The organism is Stenotrophomonas sp. 99219_Sma (genome assembly GCF_056480785.1).
Genome location: NZ_CM151117.1, coordinates 335,001 through 355,981 on the forward strand (window position 1 = coordinate 335,001; position 20,981 = coordinate 355,981).

Genomic DNA, 20,981 nt, shown 5'->3' on the forward strand with positions numbered 1-20,981 from the left:
GCACACGGTGGATGCCTTGGCGGTCAGAGGCGATGAAGGACGTGGCAGCCTGCGAAAAGTATCGGGGAGCTGGCAACAAGCTTTGATCCGGTAATGTCCGAATGGGGAAACCCACCCGCTTGCGGGTATCCTGCAGTGAATACATAGCTGCTGGAAGCGAACCTGGTGAACTGAAATATCTAAGTAACCAGAGGAAAAGAAATCAACCGAGATTCCGTAAGTAGCGACGAGCGAACGCGGACTAGCCCTTAAGCTGATTTGGTTCTAGGAAAACACTCTGGAAAGAGTGGCCATAGAAGGTGATAGCCCTGTATCTGAAAGGGCCATTTCAGTGAAGACGAGTAGGGCGGGGCACGTGAAACCCTGTCTGAACATGGGGGGACCATCCTCCAAGGCTAAATACTACTGACCGACCGATAGTGAACCAGTACCGTGAGGGAAAGGCGAAAAGAACCCCGGAGAGGGGAGTGAAATAGAACCTGAAACCGTGTGCGTACAAGCAGTAGGAGCTCCGCAAGGAGTGACTGCGTACCTTTTGTATAATGGGTCAGCGACTTACTGTTCGTGGCAAGCTTAACCGTATAGGGGAGGCGAAGGGAAACCGAGTCTGATAAGGGCGCATAGTCGCGGGCAGTAGACCCGAAACCGGGTGATCTAGTCATGCCCAGGGTGAAGGTGCGGTAACACGCACTGGAGGCCCGAACCCACTCCCGTTGCAAAGGTAGGGGATGAGGTGTGATTAGGAGTGAAAAGCTAATCGAACCCGGAGATAGCTGGTTCTCCTCGAAAGCTATTTAGGTAGCGCCTCATATGTATCCTCTCGGGGGTAGAGCACTGTTATGGCTAGGGGGTCATCGCGACTTACCAAACCATTGCAAACTCCGAATACCGAGACGGACTGTATGGGAGACACACGGCGGGTGCTAACGTCCGTCGTGAAAAGGGAAACAACCCAGACCCACAGCTAAGGTCCCAAATTCACTGCTAAGTGGAAAACCATGTGGAAAGGCATAGACAGCCAGGAGGTTGGCTTAGAAGCAGCCACCCTTTAAAGAAAGCGTAATAGCTCACTGGTCGAGTCGGTCTGCGGGGAAGATTTAACGGGGCTAAGCAGTGAACCGAAGCTTGGGGTGCATAACTTTGTTATGCGCGGTAGAGGAGCGTTCCGTAAGCCGTTGAAGGTGGATTGAGAAGTCTGCTGGAGGTATCGGAAGTGCGAATGCTGACATGAGTAACGATAATGCGGGTGAAAAACCCGCACGCCGAAAGCCCAAGGTTTCCTTGCGCAACGTTAATCGGCGCAGGGTGAGTCGGCCCCTAAGGCGAGGACGAAAGTCGTAGTCGATGGGAAGCAGGTTAATATTCCTGCACCTCGCGTAAGTGCGATGGAGGGACGGAGAAGGTTAGGTGTACCAGGCGTTGGTTGTCCTGGGGAAAGGCGGTAGGTTTGGATCTTTGGCAAATCCGGGATCCTTCAAGACCGAGCACCGAGACGAGTCTTTAAGACGAAGTCACTGATACCACGCTTCCAGGAAAAGCTCCTAAGCTTCAGCTTACGCAGACCGTACCGTAAACCGACACAGGTGGGTAGGATGAGAATTCTCAGGCGCTTGAGAGAACTCGGGTGAAGGAACTAGGCAACATGGCACCGTAACTTCGGGAGAAGGTGCACCCTTTTTGGTGGCTCGTGCGAGCTATAGCTGAAGAGGGTCGCAGTAACCAGGCCGCTGCGACTGTTTATCAAAAACACAGCACTCTGCAAACACGAAAGTGGACGTATAGGGTGTGACGCCTGCCCGGTGCTGGAAGGTTAATTGATGGGGTCAGCCGCAAGGCGAAGCTCTTGATCGAAGCCCCAGTAAACGGCGGCCGTAACTATAACGGTCCTAAGGTAGCGAAATTCCTTGTCGGGTAAGTTCCGACCTGCACGAATGGCGTAACGACAGCGGCGCTGTCTCCACCCGAGACTCAGTGAAATTGAAATCGCTGTGAAGATGCAGCGTTCCCGTGGCAAGACGGAAAGACCCCGTGAACCTTTACTATAGCTTTACACTGAACGTTGAGTTCGTCTGTGTAGGATAGGTGGGAGGCTATGAAACTGTGGCGCTAGCTGCAGTGGAGCCATCCTTGAAATACCACCCTGTCGTGCTTGACGTTCTAACCTGGGCCCATTATCTGGGTCGGGGACCGTGTATGGTGGGTAGTTTGACTGGGGCGGTCTCCTCCTAAAGAGTAACGGAGGAGCTCGAAGGTACGCTCAGCGCGGTCGGACATCGCGCACTGTGTGCAAAGGCATAAGCGTGCTTGACTGCAAGATCGACGGATCAAGCAGGTAGGAAACTAGGACTTAGTGATCCGGTGGTTCTGTATGGAAGGGCCATCGCTCAACGGATAAAAGGTACTCCGGGGATAACAGGCTGATACCGCCCAAGAGTTCATATCGACGGCGGTGTTTGGCACCTCGATGTCGGCTCATCACATCCTGGGGCTGTAGTCGGTCCCAAGGGTATGGCTGTTCGCCATTTAAAGTGGTACGCGAGCTGGGTTCAGAACGTCGTGAGACAGTTCGGTCCCTATCTGCCATGGGCGTTGGAGATTTGAGAGGGGCTGCTCCTAGTACGAGAGGACCGGAGTGGACGAACCTCTGGTGTTCCGGTTGTCACGCCAGTGGCATTGCCGGGTAGCTATGTTCGGAAGCGATAACCGCTGAAAGCATCTAAGCGGGAAGCGCGCCTCAAGATGAGATCTCCCGGGGCACAAGCCCCCTGAAGGAACCATGTAGACTACGTGGTTGATAGGTCAGGTGTGTAAGTACAGCAATGTATTGAGCTAACTGATACTAATGATCCGAGAGGCTTGACCATATAACCTCAAGTTGCCTTGGCTTTACGACAGCGTCGTAAGAGCATCCAAGTGCACGCTACGTCACAAGAACTACGAGAGGCAGGCGCCTTATCCAGCTGTATCGGATGGCGACGCTCCAACCGCCTCCCTGGTGAAATTAGCGCTGTGGAACCACCCGATCCCATCCCGAACTCGGAAGTGAAACGCAGCTGCGCCGATGGTAGTGTGGCTCAAGCCATGCGAGAGTAGGTCATCGCCAGGGTTTACACCCAAAACCCCGCTGCTTACGCAGCGGGGTTTTTCTTATTAAGTGAAGGCACTGCATTTTCCGGGTACCTTCCGCCCCAAGGGCAAGACCGCGAAGCTGGCGCTGCAAGCGCTGCTGCAACCGTCTCCCTGGTGAAATTAGCGCTGTGGAACCACCCGATCCCATCCCGAACTCGGAAGTGAAACGCAGCTGCGCCGATGGTAGTGTGGCTCAAGCCATGCGAGAGTAGGTCATCGCCAGGGTTTACACCCAAAACCCCGCTGCTCACGCAGCGGGGTTTTTCTTTATGCGCGCGAAATGCGGGTAGTGCCGGCCGCTGGCCGGCAACCCGACGGCGTTGCATCGCCCGGTAGATCCACGCCATGCGTGGATGCCCTCCGTGAGGAACCACGGCGCCAACCAAGGTTGGCGGCTACCAACAGCAGGCCCACACAGCGATCGTTTGCCGGCCAGCGGCCGGCACTACCGGTAGATCCACGCCATGCGTGGATGCCCTCCGTGAGGAACCACGGCGCCAACCAAGGTTGGCAGCTACCAACAGCTGGCCCACACAGCGATCGTTTGCCGGCCAGCGGCCGGCACTACAAGTAGATCCAGGCCATGCGTGGATGCTCTCTGCACGGAACCACGGCGCCAACCAAGGTTGGCATCTAAAACTGCAGGGCGCGATCACACACAAAAAAGCGGCGCCCTTGCGGGCGCCGCCTTGGCTTGCTTCAGTACTCAGTCGAGCAAGCTCGACGCTACTTCGCCGCAGCCGGGGCCTTGTCCTTCATCATCGCGTCGCGGGCTGCCTTGAACGGGTTGCCTTCGTACCAGTTCGGCCAACGATCGCCACCGGCCAGTTCCTTGCCGACGCCGTACATCAGCTGCAGGTCTTCGACGGTGCCGTCCAGCTTCCAGGTGGCCGCATCGAACTCGTCCTTCGGGCCGTGGTAGCGGTTGGCGCCGTAGTCGGCTGCAGCCTTGCGGCCCGCGTCCACGCCACCCTCGCGCAGGTCTTCGCCGCCATCGGCGTACAGGGCCGGCACACCGGCCTTGGCGAAGTTGAAGTGATCGGAACGGAAGTAGAAGCCACTCTGTACCGAGGTCTCGCCGTGCAGGGTACGGTCCTGGGCCGCGGCCAGCGGCTTGAGGATGTCTTCCAGCTCCGAGCTGCCGAAGCCGGTGACGGTCACGTCCTTGGCACGGCCAGCCACCGACATCGCATCGATGTTGATCACGCCGGCGATCTTGTCCAGCGGGAAGGTCGGATGGGCAACGTAGTACTTCGAACCCAGCAGGCCGGATTCTTCCAGGGTCACCGCCAGGAACACCACCGAGCGCTCCGGCTTCGGCTCCTGGTGGGCCATGGCTTCAGCCACCTCGAGGATGCCGGCCACGCCGGTCGCGTTGTCGACCGCGCCGTTGTAGATGTTGTCGCCGGTCTCGCCCTCGTGCTTGCCCAGGTGATCCCAGTGCGCCATGTACAGCACGGCCTCGTCGGCACGCTTGCTGCCCGGCAGTACGCCCACCACGTTGCGCGATTGCTTCTGCGCGATCTGGCTCTTCAGATCGACCGCAGCGGTGGCCTTCAGCGGCACCGGCTTGAAGCCGCGCTTGCTGGCGTCCTTGTAGGCCTGCGCCAGGTCCAGGCCGGCACCGGCGAACAGCGCCTTGGCAGCGTCGGCACTCAGCCAGCCCTGCACCGGAATGCGGGCTTCCGGGTCATCCTTGGCCGGCAGGTCGTACTGCGGGCCTGCCCAGGAGTTCTTCACCACATCCCAGCCGTAGGAAGCGCCGGCGGTGTCGTGCACGATCAGCGCGGCAGCGGCGCCCTTTCGCGCAGCCTCCTCGAACTTGTAGGTCCAGCGCCCGTAATAGGTCATGCGCTTGCCGTCGAACAGCTTCGCGTCATCGACATGGAAGCCCGGGTCGTTGACGAACATGACGACCGTTTTGCCCTTCCAGTCCTGGCCGGCGTAGTCGTTCCACTTCTGCTCCGGCGCGTCGACGCCGTAGCCGACGAACACCAGGTCGCTGGCATCGACCTTCACCTCGGCCTGGCCGGTACGGGTACCCACCACCATGTCGGTGCCGAACTTCAGCTCGGTGGTCTTGCCGCCCTGGGTGATCTTCAGCACGGTCGATTCGTCGGCCGTGGTCTCGGTCATCGGCACATCCTGGAACCAGCTGTCGCCGTTGCCGGGCTGCAGGCCGATGCGCTGCATCTGGTCGCGGATGTAGTTGACCGTCAGTTCCTCGCCCTTGCTGCCCGGGGCGCGGCCTTCGAATTCATCCGAAGCCAGCGTCTTGACCATCTCGGCGAAGTCGCCGGCGTTGATCTCCGGCGAGAACGCATGGGCCGCCGGCTTGGCAGCGGCGGTGTCGGTGGCCGGCGCGGGCGCCGGAGTGTCTTCGCCTTTGCAGGCACTGAGCGCGGCCGCAGCGGCCAGGCACAGGAGGAGTTTGCGGGGCATCGTCGATTCCTGGAAAACAAAGGGCGGCCGCACCACGTGTACGACCGGTAACAGCGAGTATCACCGAACCGATGGGCGCGGTGTGCTCAGTCCGCCGGAGCGGTTTCGGTGTCGAACGGGATCGGCTCGGCGCCGGTGACCGGGCCGATGCGGGCCGTGCGGTGCACGTACAGCACCACCTCGCGTTCGAACTGCAACGGGCCGTCCACCACGGCATTCGGACCGATGATCACGCGTGGCTTGCGGCTGGCGGTCAGCGAGACGCTGAAGTTTGGCTTGCGCACGTGCACACCGCCCTTGACCTGCGAACCGATGCCCACGGTGATGTCACCGTTGACGGTTTCCACGTCGTTGCCGACGCGGCTTTCGACCAGCCCGATGCCACCGTTCACGGTTTCAACGCCGCCTTCGATCTGGCTGCCGCGATCGCTGAAGATGCTGCCGTTGACAGTGTCGTGTATGCTGCCGGTCTCGACGCCTTCGCCGACGCGGATGCCGCCGTTGACGGTGTCCAGCTTGCCGTAGCGCTGGCCGGGTTCGGCGCTGATGCTGCCGTTGACCTTGCTGATGTTTTCCTGCGCTGCCACTGGCCCGGTGACCAGCAGTACGCCCAACAGCAGCGGAATGGAGAGAGCTTTCATGGGGACCTCGATGGATGTGCGGCTGGCAGGCCGCGTGCGGAGATGTCACCATTCCCCGGTACCCCCTGCAACTGCCTGAAGTCACTGGAAAGCCCTTGCGCAACAACGCCTTCCCATCACGCCGACATCACATCGCCGCTGCTCGCGGCGGGCGCTGCCTGCTGTTGGGGCTGGCTTTGGCACTGGCGTTGCCGCTGCCGGGCGCCGCGCAGACCACGCGCGAGACCGAGCGCAAGCTGCAGAAGCTGCGCAGTGAGCTGAAGGGCGTGGCGCAGGAGCGTCGGCAGATCGAGGGCCAGCGCGGCCAGGCCTCACAGCAGCTGCGTGAGGCAGATGAAAAGGTGGCCCGCACCGGCCGTGCGCTTGCGCAGACCGAAACCGCGCTGCGCGAGCAGGGAAGGGCCCTGGCCGAGGCCGAACAGCGCCGCAGCACGTTGCAGGCCAACCTCGCCCAGCAGCACCGCGAGCTGGCCGGCCTGCTGCGCGCGGCCTACCAGCTGGGCAACCATGCACCGTTGAAACTGCTGTTGTCGCAGGACACGGTGGCCGATGCCAACCGTGCCCTGGCCTACCACCGCTACCTGCAGCGTGAGCGGGCCCAGCGCATCACCACGCTGACCGCCGACCTGAAGGAACTGGAAGCGCTGCAGGCGCAGATTGCCGAGCGCAAGCAGAAGCTGCAGGGGGCGCAGCAGGACCAGAAGCAGCAGGCAGCGGCGCTGGAAGCCGACCGCCGCGATCGTGCAAAGACCGTGGCCTCGCTGGACGAGCGCTTCAAGGACCAGCGCGAGAAGGAACAGGCGCTGGGCCAGGACGCCAAGGCGCTGGAAACACTGCTGGCCAATCTGCGTGCGGCCGCCGCCCGTGCCGAGGCCGAGCGTCGCGCGGCTGCGCGCCGTGCGGCAGCGGAGAAGGCCGCTGCCGAACGTGCCGCACGCCAGGCCGCGGCACAGGGACGGCCGCCACCGCCCACCAAGGTTCCGCCGGCGGTGGCTTCCGCACCGGCCCCGAAGGTGGGGGGCCTGGGTTGGCCGTTGTCCGGCAACCTGCTGGCCCGCTACGGCGGCAAGCTGCCTGACGGGCGCACCAGCAGCGGCGTGCTGATCGGCGCACCGGCCGGCAGCACCGTCACCGCTGTGGCCGACGGTACCGTGGTGTTCTCCGACTGGATGACCGGCTACGGCATGATCCTGATCGTCGACCACGGCAATGGCTACATGAGCCTGTACGCCCACAACGACACCCTGCTCAAGGACGCCGGTGCACGGGTCAGCCGTGGCGATGCGGTGGCCAAGGTCGGCAACTCGGGGGGCCAAGGGGTCACCGCGCTGTACTTCGAGCTGCGTCGTGGCGGGCAACCGGTGAATCCGGACAGCTGGCTGCAGCGGCGCTGAATCCCCGCTCGCCAGGTGCGGGCTGGATTCAACGGGAATTTAGCTGTGCTTCGCGCATAATCGGTGCATGTGCCTTGGGCACCATGCCACCGTCGACAGGAGTGATCCATGCGCGCAGCCCGTACCGCCACCCTCTTGCTGGCCCTGTTGCCAGCGCTGTCCTGGGCGCAGCAGACCGCGCCCGCCCCGAGCCAGGAAACCGGCGGGCAGGCAGCGAGCAGCGAGGAGGCGGTGACCTCGAAGGTGCCGCTGGAGGACATCCGCCGCTTCGTGGCCGTCTACAACGCAGTGCGGGCCGCCTACGTCGATCCGGTCGATGACAAGAAGCTGATGCAGGCAGCGGTGCGTGGCCTGCTGCTCGACCTCGACCCGCACAGCACCTACTTCAACAAGGAAGACGCGCAGGCCTTCGACGAACAGGCCAGCGGCGCCTACGAAGGCATCGGCGTTGAGCTGCAGCAGCAGCCAGACAACGCCAGCATGAAGGTGATCTCGCCGATCGACGACACGCCGGCGGCCAAGGCCGGCATCCTCGCCGGTGACCTGATCATCGCCATCGACGGCAAGCCGATCAGCGCGATCGATGCCAGCGAACCGCTGCGCGGCCCGGCCGGCAGCAAGGTGGTGCTGACCATCGTGCGCGAAGGCAAGCCCAAGCCGTTCGATGTCAGCCTCACCCGCCAGACCATCCGCGTGACCAGCGTGCGCAGCCGCCTGCTGGAACCGGGCTATGGCTACATCCGCCTGAGCACCTTCCAGGCCGACACCGGTTCGGACTTCCAGAAGCACGTGCAGCAGCTGCAGAAGCAGTCCGGTGGCCAGCTCAAGGGCCTGGTGCTGGATCTGCGCAGCAACCCGGGTGGCCTGCTGACTGCTGCCGTGCAGGTGGCCGACGACCTGCTCGACAAGGGCAACATCGTCAGTACCCGCGGCCGCATCAGCATCAGTGATGCACGTTTCGATGCAACGCCGGGCGATCTGTTGAAGGGCGCACCGGTGGTGGTGCTGGTCGACGCCGGTTCGGCCAGTGCCTCGGAAGTGCTGGCCGGCGCACTGCGCGACAACAAGCGCGCCCGCGTGGTTGGCAGCCGCACCTTCGGCAAGGGCTCGGTGCAGACCGTGCTGCCGCTGGACAACGGTGACTCGGTGAAGCTGACCACCGCGCGTTATTACACGCCCAGCGGCAAGTCGATCCAGGCCACGGGCATCGTGCCGGAGGTCGAACTGAAGCCGGCCGCTACGCCGGCCGAGGATGCACTGCCGGCCAGCCTGAGCGATTACAGCGAAGCGACCCTGCCGGGCCATCTGCGCGGTGATGACGAGGGCACCGAGGGCTATCACGCCGGTGCGGTACTGCCGGGCGATGGCCCGATCAACGACGCGCTGGCCGAGCTGAAGAACCCGGGTTCGGTGGCTGCACGCTTGAAGGCCGAAGCGGCAAAAGCGGATGCGGCCAAGGCTGCGAAGGCCGCTGCCGCGAAGCCGGAGGCGAAGGGAGAAGCGAAGCCGGAAGCGAAGCCGGAAGCGAAGCCGGAAGCGAAGCCCGCACCCGTCCCGGCCAAGCCCTGATTCTGTAGAGTCGAGCCGTGCTCGACTGATCCAAGAACGAGCGGGTGCGCGTGGAGCCGGCCAGCGGCCGGCACTACCAGGGGTCAGAAGCCGTGGCGCTTGCGCAGGCGGCGGGCGATGGCCGCCCGCACGTAGACCCCGTACACCACGCCGAACACGAAGCCGCCGATGTGCGCCCACCAGGCGACCATGCCGAAGCTTGGGCCGATATGGGCGAACACCACCTGCAGGGCGGCCCAGACGCCGATCAGCAGGTAGGCCGGGGCGCGCACGAACTCCAGGAACAGGCCGAGCGGAATGACCACGCCCAGCCGTGCACCCGGGAACAGCGCCAGATAGGCGCCGATCAGTGCGGACACCGCGCCGCTGGCGCCGATGATGATCTGGTCTGGGCTGCCCATGGTGTAGATCGCCACCAGATTGGAAACGGCACCGCCGACCAGGAACAGCAGCAGCAGCCGCCACGGGCCCAGCACCCGCTCAGCAGGCAGGCCGAAGATCAGCAGGAACACCAGGTTGCCCAGCAGGTGTGACCAGTCCGCGTGCAGGAACAGGGCCGTGAACAGCCGCAGCACGCTGCCGTCCTGCAGGGTCGCCCACCAGTCCAGCGGGTGGGTCAGGCCGGTGGACAGGGCGCCCCAGTCCAGCCAGAGGCTGCCCCGGGCGTCGTCCGGACGCGAGATCGACCACAGGAACGCCAGCCACAGTGCCGCAAACAGCACGGGCGTGGCCCAGCGCAGGGCCGCCTTCTTGCGCGACGGGAGGGAGACGAACATGGGCAATAGCCTAGCGTGCGGGCGCTTACGGCGGGGATTGTCCTGTTCAGCTTCTGGGACGAAAAAAGCGCCTGCGCTGTTATTGTTTCATTAACAGCTCTGGGTAATACTCGCATACGGCGTCGTATGTCGGGAGGGGAATCCGGCGCGCTCCGAAGGGCCCCAAGGCCTGCCGGGCGCAGGCGCACTCAGAGCACCATCACCGCTTACCGGAGAGAGAACTACGATGCAAACCGCTTCCACCATTGCCCGTCTGACCCTGCTGGCCGTCGGCGTTGCCGGTGCGCTGGCCGCCGCCGATGCCAACGCTGCCGCCTTCCAGCTGAAGGAAAACAGCGCCAAGGGCCTCGGCCGCGCGTTCGCCGGTTCCGGCAGCGCCGAAGGCGACGCCTCCATCATCGCCGTCAACCCGGCCGGCATGCGCCAGCTGGAAGGCACCCTGGTCCAGGGCGACCTGAGCGCCATCAGCTTCAAGGCCGAGTTCAAGGGCCAGGGCCGCAATGCGGCAGGCCGCCCGCAGACCGGTGGTGACGGCGGCGACGCCGGCATGATCGCTCCGGTCCCGGCTGCGTACTTCCACATGCCGATCGGCGAGAAGGCCCACTTCGGTGTGTCGCTGACCGCACCGTTCGGCTTCAAGACCGAATACGACAACGGTTGGGTCGGTCGTTACAGCGGCCTGAAGACCGATCTGAAGGCCATCGACCTTGGCTTCGCCGCGTCGTATGACGTCAACCCGTACGTGTCGTTCGGCGCGTCGGTGTTCGTCGAGCACCTGACCATCGAGCTGAGCAACGCCGTCGACTACGGCAGCATCCTGGCCGGCGCCGGCGCTCCGGGCTTCGCCCCGGGCAGCTCGGATGGCACCCTGAAGATCGAGGGTGACAACAACGCCGTGGGCTGGACCGTCGGTGGCCTGTTCTCGATCGACGAGAACACCCACATCGGCCTGAGCTACCGTTCGAAGGTCGAGCACAAGATCACCGGTGGTGATGCGACCTTCAGCGGCGCCGACCGCGCCCGTTCCCTGCTGACCAACTCGCCGCGTACCCGCGGTTGGTTCATGGACACCAGCGGCAAGGCCACGGTGACCATGCCGGCCTCGGCCACCCTGAGCGTGACCCACAAGGTCAACGACCGCTGGACCGTGATGGGCGACGTGACCCGTACCGCCTGGTCGACCGCCTTTGACAGCGTCACCGTCGACTACGCGTCGCCGCAGGCGGACTCGGTCCTGGAGTTCGGCTACCGTGACACCACCTTCGTGTCGCTGGGCGCCGACTACAAGCTGAGCGACACCGTCACCCTGCGCGGTGGTGTTGCACTGGACCAGACCCCGACCACCGACGCACACCGCGACGTGCGCGTGCCGGATACCAGCCGCAAGTGGCTGTCGCTGGGCGTGGGCTGGACCCCGTCGGCAAACACCGAGTACAACTTTGGCTACACCCACCTGTTCACCAGCGATCCGAACGTGAACGTGCGTGCCACCACTGCCAACCAGGGCAACTCGCTGTCGGGCAAGTACAAGGTCCGTGGCGACGTGCTGGCGGCTTCGTTCCAGTACAAGTTCTGATTCGGGCCTCGGCCTGACGCAGCACACGGAAGGCCCCGCGCAAGCGGGGCTTTCTTTTCTGTGGCCACGGGCCATCCACGCGTGGCGTGGATCTACTGAAGAGCGCAGCCATCCACGGCGTGGATCCACGACAATAGCGCCATGAACCTGTCCGATCCGAACTTCCAGCTGGAGCTGGCTGCCAACATCGCCGTCGCCGGCTCGATCCTGCTGGCCGGCCGCAACAACGTGCACACCTGGTGGCTGGGCATCGTCGGCTGTGCGCTGTTTGCCGCGGTGTTCGAGCGCTCACATCTGTACGCGGACATGGTGCTGCAGTTCTTCTTCATTGCCATCAGCGTGCTGGGCTGGTGGCAGTGGCTGCGTGGCGATCACGGTGCGCCGCTGCCGATCACCTCATTGCGACCGCGTGCATGGGCCTGGCTGGCGCCGCTGGCGGTGGTGGCCACGTTCGGCTACGGCTGGATGCTGACCCGCCTGACCAACGCCTACGCGCCCTACATCGATTCGGCGGTGCTGGTGCTGAGCGTGATCGCGCAGATCCTGATGATGCGGCGCAAGCTGGAATCGTGGTGGGTGTGGCTGTTGGTGAACACCGTGGCAGTGCCGCTGTACTACAGCCGTGGCCTGCACCTGACCTCGATCCTGTATGTGGGCTTCTGGATCAACGCGCTGGTGGCGTTGCGTCATTGGCGCGGCCTGATGCGGGTGTAGCGCCGAGCCCACGCTCGGCTGCACCGTGCAAGCCGAGCATGGGCTCGGCACTACAGGAAAAAAGGCACAAAAAACCCCGCTTTCGCGGGGTTTTTCGTTCACCGCATCAACCGGGCGATCAGTCGCCCAGGGTCAGCAGCGAGGCGTTGCCGCCGGCAGCGGTGGTGTTCACCGTTACCGTCTTTTCAGTGGCGAAGCGCAGCAGGTAGTGCGGGCCGCCGGCCTTCGGGCCGGTGCCGGACAGGCCCTGGCCGCCGAACGGCTGCACGCCGACCACCGCACCGATCTGGTTGCGGTTGACGTAGACGTTGCCGACGTGGACGCCGTTGCTGATGCGGTCGACGGTCTCGTCAATGCGCGAATGCACGCCCAGGGTCAGGCCGTAGCCGGTGGCGTTGATCTGGTCGATCACCGCGTCGAGCTGGTCGCCCTTCCAGCGGATCACGTGCAGGACCGGACCGAACACTTCCTTCTGCAGCTGGCCCAGGTCCTTCAGTTCGTACGCACGTGGCGCGAAGAAGGTGCCATTGGCCGCTTCGGCAGACAGCTCGGCGGCAGCAATCAGGCGCGCTTCGCGGTCCATGCGTTCGGCGTGGTCCTGCAGGATCTTCAGCGCGTCGGCGTCGATCACCGGGCCGACGTCGGTGGACAGCAGGCCCGGGTTGCCGACCTTCAGTTCCTTCATCGCACCGGCCAGCATGGTCATCACCTTGTCGGCGATGTCGTCCTGCACGAACAGCACGCGCGCGGCCGAGCAGCGCTGGCCGGCCGAGGTGAAGGCCGAACCGATCGCATCCTTGACCAGCTGTTCCGGCAGTGCCGAGGAGTCGGCGATGAAGGCGTTCTGGCCGCCGGTTTCGGCGATCAGCACGCCGATGGCGGCGTCACGTGCGGCCATCGCGCGGTTGATCGCACGGGCGGTGTCGGTGGAGCCGGTGAAGGCCACGCCGGCCACGCGCGGGTCGGCGGTCAGTGCGGCACCGACGGTGGCACCGTCGCCCGGCAGGAACTGCACCACCTCGGCCGGCACGCCGGCGTCATGCAGCAGCTTCACCGCGTAGTAGCCGATCAGGTTGGTCTGCTCGGCCGGCTTGGCGATGACGCTGTTGCCGGCGGCCAGGGCGGCAGCGACCTGGCCCAGGAAGATCGCCAGCGGGAAGTTCCACGGGCTGATGCAGACGAACACGCCGCGGCCGTGCAGCTGCAGCTCGTTGGATTCACCGGTCGGGCTGGGCAGCTTCTCGGCGTGGCTGAACTGCTCGCGCGCCTGCTTGGCGTAGTAGCGCAGGAAATCCACGGCTTCGCGCACTTCGGCGATGCTGTCGGGCAGGCTCTTGCCGGCTTCCTTCACGCACAGCGCCATGAACTCCGGCATGCGCGCTTCCAGCTGGTCGGCGGCGTGCTCGAGGATGGCGGCGCGGCTGGCGGCCGGGGTGCGGTTCCAGGCCGGCTGCGCGGCCACGGCGTTGGCCAGGGCTTTCTGCACGGTGGCGGCATCGGCGGCCAGCCACTGGCCGACCACTTCGCGGGTGTCGGCCGGATTGGTCACCGGCAGCGCGGCGCCGGCCGGGTTCGCACCCGGCACCAGCGGGGCGGCCTGCCACGGCTTCACTGCAGCGTTGATCTGCTCGGCGAGGGCGCGCAGTTCGTTGTCGTTGGCGAGGTTGGCGCCCATGGAGTTCTTCCTGTCGTGGTTCTGGCTGCGCAGCAGGTCAACCGGCAGCGGGATCTTGGGATGCGGAATCGATTCGAACGAAGCAACCATCTCGACCGGATCGCGGATCAGGTCGGCGATCGGCACGCGCTCGTCGGTGATGCGGTTGACGAAGCTGGAGTTGGCGCCGTTTTCCAGCAGGCGACGCACCAGGTACGGCAGCAGGTCTTCATGCGAACCGACCGGTGCATACACGCGGCAGGGCAGGTTCAAGCGGTCGGCCGGCACCACTTCCGCGTACAGGTCATCGCCCATGCCGTGCAGCTTCTGGTGCTCGTACACGCCACCGTTGGCGATGCTGCGCACGGCCGCGATGGTGTGTGCGTTGTGCGTGGCGAACATCGGGTAGATCGCGTCGGCATGCGTGAACAGGCGCTTGGCGCAGGCCAGGTAGGAGACATCGGTGTTCTGCTTGCGGGTGAACACCGGGTAGCCCGGGTAGCCTTCGATCTGCGCGCGCTTGATCTCGGCGTCCCAGTAGGCGCCCTTGACCAGGCGCACCTGCAGGCGGCGACCGGCGCGGCGGGCCATGTCGGCCAGGTGGTCGATCGTGTACGGCGTGCGCTTCTGGTAGGCCTGCACGACCACGCCGAAGCCGTCCCAGCCGGCCAGCGAGGCGTCGGAGAAGACCTGCTCGATGATGTCCAGCGACAGTTCCAGGCGGTCGGACTCTTCGGCGTCGACGGTGCAGCCGATGCCGTAGCTCTTGGCCAGTTGTGCCAGTTCCAGCACGCCCGGCACCAGGTCCTTCAGCACGCGCTCGCGCTTGGCGTGCTCGTAGCGCGGGTACAGCGCCGACAGTTTGATCGAGATGCCCGGCGCGTTGTTGACGTCACCGTCCGGACGGCCGCCGCGTGCCTTGTGGTCGCCGCCGATGGCGTGGATCGCACGACGGTAGTCTTCCAGGTAGCGCAGCGCGTCCTTCATGGTCAGCGCGCCTTCGCCCAGCATGTCGAACGAGTAGCGGTAATTCGCGTTGTCGCCCTTGTGCGAGCGCGACAGCGCTTCGCTGATGGTGCGGCCCATGACGAACTGGTGGCCCATGATCTTCATCGCCTGGCGCACGGCCAGGCGCACCACCGGCTCACCGACGCGGCCGACCAGGCGCTTGAACGCGCTGGGCGCATCGGCACGGGTGGCGTCGTTCATCTGCACCAGCTTGCCGGTCAGCATCAGGCCCCAGGTGGAGGCGTTGACCAGCACCGAGTCGCTGCCGCCCAGGTGCTTTTCCCAGTCGGCATCGGCCAGCTTGTCGCGGATCAGCTTGTCGGCGGTGTCCTGGTCCGGAATGCGCAGCAGCGCCTCGGCCACGCACATCAGCAGCACGCCTTCCTCGCTGCCCAGGTCGTACTGGCGCATGAAGGCTTCGATCGCGCCCTGGTCCTTGGCACGCACGCGCACGCGGCCGACCAGGTCGGCGGCCAGCGCCTGCACCTTGGCCTGCTCTTCGGCGGGCAGGCGGGCCTGCGCCAGCAGCTCGCGCACGTGGCTGGCCTCGTCCTTCAACCAGCCATCGGTGATGGCCTGGCGGAACGGGTTGGGGGGCGCCGGCAGTTCCGGCGACAGCAGCGCGCCGGGACGCGGAGCGTCGTGGGCGGCAGGGGAGGAGGAAGGTGCGTTCATGCCGGTCCGGCCAGTGGAAAACTTGGCGATTTTAATCATTTTTGCGGGTTGCGGAAGTGCCCATCAGCCACCTTCGTGAGGCGCTGATAGCCCCTAGCTGCGGTGGATTCAGCGTGTTCAGCAAGCTCGGCAGAGTTTGTGCTGAATTCGTCATTCGTGCCGCCGACCTCATGCTGTGTTGCAGCATGGTAAAAAGTGTGAATGCACCCTTGCTACCGGCGAGAGGGCGGGGCTACCATCGAGACGTTTCCCGCGGCAGGAACGCGGTTGCGACATGATCGAGGTGCTTCCAGCTCCGGATGGGTCAGGTACGCAGCTGCGGCTGCGTCCCCCACGGGCGCTCGATGCCCGGCAGTTCGTCCTGTTGTTCACCGTGTTGTCGGGTGCGATGTGGCTGGTGTCCGCCCTCGGGTGGTTGGCCGGCAATGCATTCGCCCCCCTGTTCGCGCTGCTGTACAGCCTGGTGCTGGCGGCGGCACTGCGTGCCTTGTGGCGCAGTGGTGAACGGCAGGAGGAGATCCGGGTAGTGCCGGCGTACGTGGAGGTCATCCCCGTACCCGGTGGATCGCCGGTGTTCCGGGCCCACCCCCACTGGGTGCGCCTGCTCACCGACGACGAGAGGGTCCGGCTGGCATCCAGCGGCCGGCAGGTGGAGGTGGGGAGTTTCCTCGCGCCGGCCGAACGTCAGACGCTCGCAGAGACACTTGAAAGCTTGCTCGCCGCCAGCGATGGCGGCAACCGACGACGCTAAGGGTCTAGGCAATGAAGCAAAGCAGCAGGTGGGGCACGAAGTGCGTTGCAGCGGTCGCCGCCATGGTGGCCGGGGGACTGATGCCGGCGTTGGCCTGGGCCCAGGCGGCCGATCCCAAGCCGTGGCAGCTGAACATGGGCAAGGGGGTGACCCAGACCTCGCGCCTGGCCTGGGAATCGAACAATCTCTCGTTGATCATCTGCACGGTGATCGGCGTCATCGTGTTCGGGGCGATGGCCTACGCCATCTTCAAGTTCCGCAAATCCAAGGGTGCGGTCGCCGCCACCTTCAGCCACAACACCAAGGCCGAGATCATCTGGACGGTGATCCCGGTGATCATCCTGATCGTGATGGCATGGCCGGCCACGGCCAACCTGATCAAGATGTACGACACCCGCGATGCCGAGATGACGGTGAAGGTCACCGGCTACCAGTGGATGTGGAAGTACGAATATCTCGGCGAGAACGTCACCTTCACCAGCCGCCTGGACCGCGAGTCCGACCGCGTGCGGCAAAGTGGCATCGTGCCGACCCGCGAGACTCACCCGCATTACCTGCTGGATGTCGACAACCGCCTGGTGCTGCCGGTCGATACCAAGGTGCGCTTCGTCATCACCTCCGACGACGTGATCCACGCCTGGTGGGTGCCGGCGCTGGGCTGGAAGCAGGACGCCATCCCCGGTTTCATCAATGAGGCCTGGACCAGCATCGAGCAGCCCGGCGTCTACCGCGGCCAGTGCGCCGAGCTGTGCGGCAAGGACCATGGCTTCATGCCGATCGTGGTCGAGGCGGTGTCCAAGGAAGAGTTCAAGCAGTGGCTGGCGCAGCGCAAGCCGGCGCCGCCCGCCGAGCCGGCAACGCCGGCGGCACCTGCCGAACCGGCTGCACCGACTGCACCGGCGAGCGAGGCACCGGCTGCGCCTGCTGCTGCAGAAGCGGGCAGCGCGCCTGCCACCGCGGCCAACGGAGCGTGATGTAAAGCCCGCGGCCGTTCGCGGCCGTGGTGACAACCGATTCTGAGAGGTGTTTTGCAATGGCGCACTCGGCAGTTGGGCACGACGATCACCATCACCAGCAGAGTTTCTTCGAGCGTTGGTTCTTCTCGACCAACCACAAGGACATCGGCACGCTGTACCTGGGTTTCAGCTTCATCATGTTCATCATCGGTGCGGCGATGAGCGTGGTGATCCGCGCTGAGCTGGCGCAGCCGGGCCTGCAGTTCGTCAAGCCCGAGTTCTTCAACCAGATGACCACCGTGCATGCGCTGGTGATGATCTTCGGCGGCGTGATGCCGGCCTTCGTCGGCCTCGCCAACTGGATGATCCCGCTGCAGATCGGCGCGCCGGACATGGCGCTGCCGCGCATGAACAACTGGTCGTTCTGGCTGTTGCCGGTGGCCTTCAGCCTGCTGCTGCTGACCCTGTTCCTGCCCGGTGGTGCGCCGGCCGGCGGCTGGACGCTGTACCCGCCGCTGTCGCTGCAGGGCGGCTACAACGTCGCCTTCAGCGTGTTCGCCATCCACGTGGCCGGCATCAGCTCGATCATGGGCGCGATCAACATCATCGCCACCGTGCTGAACATGCGTGCGCCGGGCATCGACCTGCTGAAGATGCCGATCTTCTGCTGGGCCTGGCTGATCACTGCCTTCCTGCTGATCGCGGTGATGCCGGTGTTGGCCGGTGCGGTGACCATGCTGCTGACCGACAAGTTCTTCGGTACCAGCTTCTTCAACGCCGCCGGTGGCGGTGACCCGGTGATGTACCAGCACATCTTCTGGTTCTTCGGGCACCCCGAGGTCTACATCATGATCCTGCCCGCCTTCGGCGTGGTCAGCGAGATCATCCCGACCTTCAGCCGCAAGCCGCTGTTCGGCTACCAGGCGATGGTGTACGCCACCGCCGCCATCGCGTTCCTGTCGTTCATCGTCTGGGCCCACCACATGTTCACCGTGGGCATGCCGCTGGGTGGCGAGATCTACTTCATGTTCGCCACCATGCTGATCTCGATCCCGACCGGGGTGAAGGTGTTCAACTGGGTCAGCACCATGTGGCGTGGCTCGCTGACGTTCGAGGCACCGATGCTGTGGTCGGTGGCGTTCGTCATCCTGTTCACCATCGGTGGCTTCTCCGGCCTGATGCTGGCGATCGTGGCGGCTGACTTCCAGTACCACGACACCTACTTCGTGGTCGCGCACTTCCACTACGTGCTGGTGACCGGCGCGGTGTTCGCGCTGATCGCGGCGGTGTACTACTGGTGGCCGAAGTGGACCGGGCGGATGTACAGCGAGAAGTGGGCCAAGGTGCACTTCTGGTGGTCGATCGTATTCGTCAACCTGCTGTTCTTCCCGCAGCACTTCCTCGGCCTGGCCGGCATGCCGCGCCGCATTCCCGATTACAGCGTGGCCTTCGCCGACTGGAACCTGATCAGCTCGATCGGCGCGTTCGGCATGTTTGTCACCCCGTTCATGATGGCCGCGATCCTGCTGTCCTCGCTGCGCAATGGCGAGAAGGCCGAGGCCCGTTCCTGGGAAGGTGCGCGTGGCCTGGAGTGGACGCTGCCGTCGCCGGCACCGGCGCATACGTTCACCACGCCGCCGACCATCCGCCCGGGGGATCTGGCGCATGACGACATCACGCATTGAGGTGGGGCATGCATAACGAAAGCCCGCTCCCGATCGGTAGAGTCGAGCCATGCTCGGCTGATGCCTTGGGTAGAGTCGAGCCATGCTCGACTGACGAAAAGCAGCCGACCAGCGGTCGGCTCTACCAGGGTGGAAGCATCGAGCAGCAACGCCAGCGCGCCAGGCGCACGGCGATGTGGGTCGGCGCCATCGCCGTGCTGGTCTACGTCGGCTTCATCCTCAGTGGGGTGATCGGCCGATGAGCGACGCACCGGCCAGCACACCGTCACGCAGTGCGGGACTGCCGCGCCTGATCGGTGTGGCGGTGGCGGTGTTCCTGCTCACGTTCTCGCTGGTGCCGCTGTACCGCATCGCCTGCGAAAAGGTGTTCGGCGTGCGCCTGGAGCGCGGTCCCGGCAGCGAGGCCAGTACCGGCGCCGTGACCGGCAAGCGCACCGTGCGCGTGGAATTCGATGGCGGGGTCAACTCACGGCTGCCATGGTCGTTCCATCCCGAGCAGCTGACCATGGACGTGGTGCCCGGCGAACTCAACGAAGCGCTGTACTTCGCCCGCAATGACAGCCAGCAGGCAGTGGTCGGCAGCGCGGTGCCTTCGGTGGCGCCGGCGCGTGCGTCGGGCTTCTTCAGCAAGACCGAGTGCTTCTGTTTCACCGCGCAGACGCTGCAGGCCGGCGAGAAGCGCGACATGCCGGTGCGCTTCATCGTCGATCCGGACCTGCCACCGGAGATCAAGACGATCACGCTGTCCTACACCTTCTACCGCAACGACGCGCTGTCCGATCGGCTGGCTCCGGCCGCCACCTCGGAAGGCGCGCACGCCGCACCCTGACCCCGGATACCGACATGGCCCAGACACCGACCGACGCCAACGTGTACTTCGTCCCGGCCCAGAGCAAATGGCCGTTCGTGGGTTCCATCGCGATGATGGTGACCATGGTCGGTGTGGCCAGCTGGCTCAACGATGCCAGCTGGGGACGCTGGACGTTCTACATCGGCATCGCGATGCTGGTGCTGACCCTGTTCTGGTGGTTCAGCGACGTGGTGCGCGAATCGCAGGCCGGCAACTACAACCATCAGGTCGATGGCTCGTTCCGGATGGGGATGATCTGGTTCATCTTCTCCGAAGTGATGTTCTTCGGTGCGTTCTTCGGCGCGCTGTTCTACACCCGCAACCTGGGCCTGTCGTGGCTCAGCGGCGAAGGCCGCGGGGTGATGACCAACGAGCTGCTCTGGCAGGGCTATTCCGCCGGATGGCCGACCAATGGCCCGGCGGCGATCGGTGGCGCGTTCCAGACCATTCCGGCCTGGGGCCTGCCGCTGATCAATACGCTGATCCTGCTGACCTCCGGCGTGACCCTGACCATCGCCCACCACGCACTGAAGGCGGGCAACCGCCGCCAGCTGCTGATCTGGCTGGGCCTGACCGTGGTGCTCGGCCTCGGCTTCCTGACCCTGCAGGCGGAGGAGTACATCCACGCCTACAAGGAACTGAACCTGACGCTCGGTTCGGGCATCTACGGTTCAACGTTCTTCATGCTGACCGGCTTCCACGGTGCGCACGTGCTGCTGGGCACGATCATGCTGATCGTGATGTGGCTGCGTTCGGCCAAGGGGCACTTCACCCGCGACAACCATTTCGGTTTCGAAGCCGCCGCGTGGTACTGGCACTTCGTCGACGTGGTGTGGCTGATGCTCTTCATGTTCGTCTACGTGCTTTGACCGCGCACGTATCGGTGGCCTCAGCCGCCGATGCCGTGCGGTTTTATCCAGCCCATGTAGATGCTCACGATCACCAGCAGGATCAACGCCACCGACACCGCGATGCGGCGTGTCAGTGCGTTGACCGTGCGCTTGGTCTGGCCGCGGTCGACCAGCAGGTAATACAGGCCGGCGCCCAGATTCCAGACGATGACGATCAGAAACGCGATTACCAGCAGGGTCTTCAGCGAATCACTCATGCGCGGCTCGAGGGCAGGGTGGATGGGCCTATCTGACCGCGTTTGCGCGGACT

The 20,981-nt window shown here is 64.4% G+C and carries 15 protein-coding genes and 3 rRNA genes (1 of these 18 only partly in view); 13 read left to right on the plus strand and 5 right to left on the minus strand.

The annotated features are described in order from the left end of the window. The 3 genes from ACZK13_RS01505 to rrf (ACZK13_RS01515) form a co-directional block, all read left to right on the plus strand. A 23S ribosomal RNA gene (locus ACZK13_RS01505) occupies nucleotides 1-2,864 on the plus strand; it begins 16 nt to the left of the window's first position. Between the two features lie 127 nt (nucleotides 2,865-2,991). Further along, nucleotides 2,992-3,106: ribosomal RNA gene (gene rrf, locus ACZK13_RS01510) — 5S ribosomal RNA — on the plus strand. A 133-nt stretch (nucleotides 3,107-3,239) separates the two neighbouring features. Further along, nucleotides 3,240-3,354 (plus strand): 5S ribosomal RNA (rrf, locus tag ACZK13_RS01515). 501 nt (nucleotides 3,355-3,855) lie between these two features. Here the strand turns inward: rrf (ACZK13_RS01515) and ACZK13_RS01520 are convergent. Further along, the gene (locus ACZK13_RS01520; RefSeq protein ID WP_049421206.1) at nucleotides 3,856-5,571 is read right to left on the minus strand and encodes a M28 family metallopeptidase; all 1,716 of its coding nucleotides are present in this window, start codon (nucleotides 5,569-5,571) and stop codon (nucleotides 3,856-3,858) included. A gap of 86 nt (nucleotides 5,572-5,657) precedes the next feature. After that, nucleotides 5,658-6,212, minus strand: a complete 555-nt coding sequence (locus tag ACZK13_RS01525; RefSeq protein ID WP_478482174.1) for a DUF4097 family beta strand repeat-containing protein — start codon at nucleotides 6,210-6,212, stop codon at nucleotides 5,658-5,660. A gap of 95 nt (nucleotides 6,213-6,307) precedes the next feature. Here ACZK13_RS01525 and ACZK13_RS01530 point away from each other — a divergent pair, with 95 nt between their 5' ends. After that, nucleotides 6,308-7,606: a murein hydrolase activator EnvC family protein gene (locus ACZK13_RS01530; RefSeq protein ID WP_010484243.1), complete on the plus strand. Its 1,299-nt coding sequence runs from the start codon at nucleotides 6,308-6,310 to the stop codon at nucleotides 7,604-7,606. Nucleotides 7,607-7,714: 108 nt separating this feature from the next. Continuing rightward, nucleotides 7,715-9,175, plus strand: a complete 1,461-nt coding sequence (locus tag ACZK13_RS01535; protein ID WP_253144983.1) for a S41 family peptidase — start codon at nucleotides 7,715-7,717, stop codon at nucleotides 9,173-9,175. Nucleotides 9,176-9,258: 83 nt separating this feature from the next. Here the strand turns inward: ACZK13_RS01535 and ACZK13_RS01540 are convergent, their stop codons facing one another. Then, a complete protein-coding gene (locus ACZK13_RS01540; protein WP_019662230.1) occupies nucleotides 9,259-9,951 on the minus strand; it encodes a rhomboid family intramembrane serine protease in 693 nt (230 codons plus the stop codon). A 226-nt stretch (nucleotides 9,952-10,177) separates the two neighbouring features. On the opposite strand from ACZK13_RS01540, the gene ACZK13_RS01545 reads away from it, so the two are divergent. Then, nucleotides 10,178-11,527 carry an outer membrane protein transport protein gene (locus tag ACZK13_RS01545; protein WP_253144981.1) on the plus strand — a complete coding sequence of 450 codons (1,350 nt, stop codon included), beginning with the start codon at nucleotides 10,178-10,180 and terminating at the stop codon, nucleotides 11,525-11,527. 141 nt (nucleotides 11,528-11,668) lie between these two features. Continuing rightward, nucleotides 11,669-12,241, plus strand: coding sequence for a nicotinamide riboside transporter PnuC (gene pnuC / locus ACZK13_RS01550; RefSeq protein ID WP_032129718.1), 573 nt, complete (start codon nucleotides 11,669-11,671; stop codon nucleotides 12,239-12,241). 118 nt (nucleotides 12,242-12,359) lie between these two features. Here pnuC and putA read toward each other — a convergent pair whose 3' ends face one another. Then, a complete protein-coding gene (gene putA / locus ACZK13_RS01555) occupies nucleotides 12,360-15,578 on the minus strand; it encodes a bifunctional proline dehydrogenase/L-glutamate gamma-semialdehyde dehydrogenase PutA (RefSeq protein WP_107432928.1) in 3,219 nt (1,072 codons plus the stop codon). 274 nt (nucleotides 15,579-15,852) lie between these two features. Between putA and ACZK13_RS01560 the strand changes: the two genes are divergently transcribed. Genes ACZK13_RS01560 through ACZK13_RS01585 form a run of 6 tightly spaced genes read left to right on the plus strand, consistent with a single transcriptional unit; the run spans nucleotide 15,853 to nucleotide 20,689 of the window. Further along, nucleotides 15,853-16,329 (plus strand): DUF2244 domain-containing protein, encoded by a 477-nt coding sequence (locus tag ACZK13_RS01560; RefSeq protein ID WP_004153894.1) that lies wholly within the window; start codon nucleotides 15,853-15,855, stop codon nucleotides 16,327-16,329. Nucleotides 16,330-16,340: 11 nt separating this feature from the next. After that, nucleotides 16,341-17,303, plus strand: coding sequence for a cytochrome c oxidase subunit II (gene coxB / locus ACZK13_RS01565; protein WP_125895785.1), 963 nt, complete (start codon nucleotides 16,341-16,343; stop codon nucleotides 17,301-17,303). Nucleotides 17,304-17,362: 59 nt separating this feature from the next. Beyond that, nucleotides 17,363-18,970: a cytochrome c oxidase subunit I gene (gene ctaD / locus ACZK13_RS01570; protein WP_004153896.1), complete on the plus strand. Its 1,608-nt coding sequence runs from the start codon at nucleotides 17,363-17,365 to the stop codon at nucleotides 18,968-18,970. Nucleotides 18,971-18,978: 8 nt separating this feature from the next. Next, nucleotides 18,979-19,212, plus strand: coding sequence for a hypothetical protein (locus tag ACZK13_RS01575; protein WP_253144979.1), 234 nt, complete (start codon nucleotides 18,979-18,981; stop codon nucleotides 19,210-19,212). Continuing rightward, nucleotides 19,209-19,799, plus strand: a complete 591-nt coding sequence (locus ACZK13_RS01580) for a cytochrome c oxidase assembly protein (protein ID WP_107432934.1) — start codon at nucleotides 19,209-19,211, stop codon at nucleotides 19,797-19,799. Before ACZK13_RS01575 ends, ACZK13_RS01580 begins: the two co-directional genes overlap by 4 nt. Nucleotides 19,800-19,813: 14 nt before the next feature. Then, complete coding sequence (locus tag ACZK13_RS01585; RefSeq protein WP_005412024.1) at nucleotides 19,814-20,689, plus strand: cytochrome c oxidase subunit 3; 876 nt, start codon at nucleotides 19,814-19,816, stop codon at nucleotides 20,687-20,689. A 20-nt stretch (nucleotides 20,690-20,709) separates the two neighbouring features. Here the strand turns inward: ACZK13_RS01585 and ACZK13_RS01590 are convergent, their stop codons facing one another. Next, nucleotides 20,710-20,928, minus strand: coding sequence for a twin transmembrane helix small protein (locus tag ACZK13_RS01590; protein ID WP_005412025.1), 219 nt, complete (start codon nucleotides 20,926-20,928; stop codon nucleotides 20,710-20,712). Nucleotides 20,929-20,981: the final 53 nt, after the last annotated feature.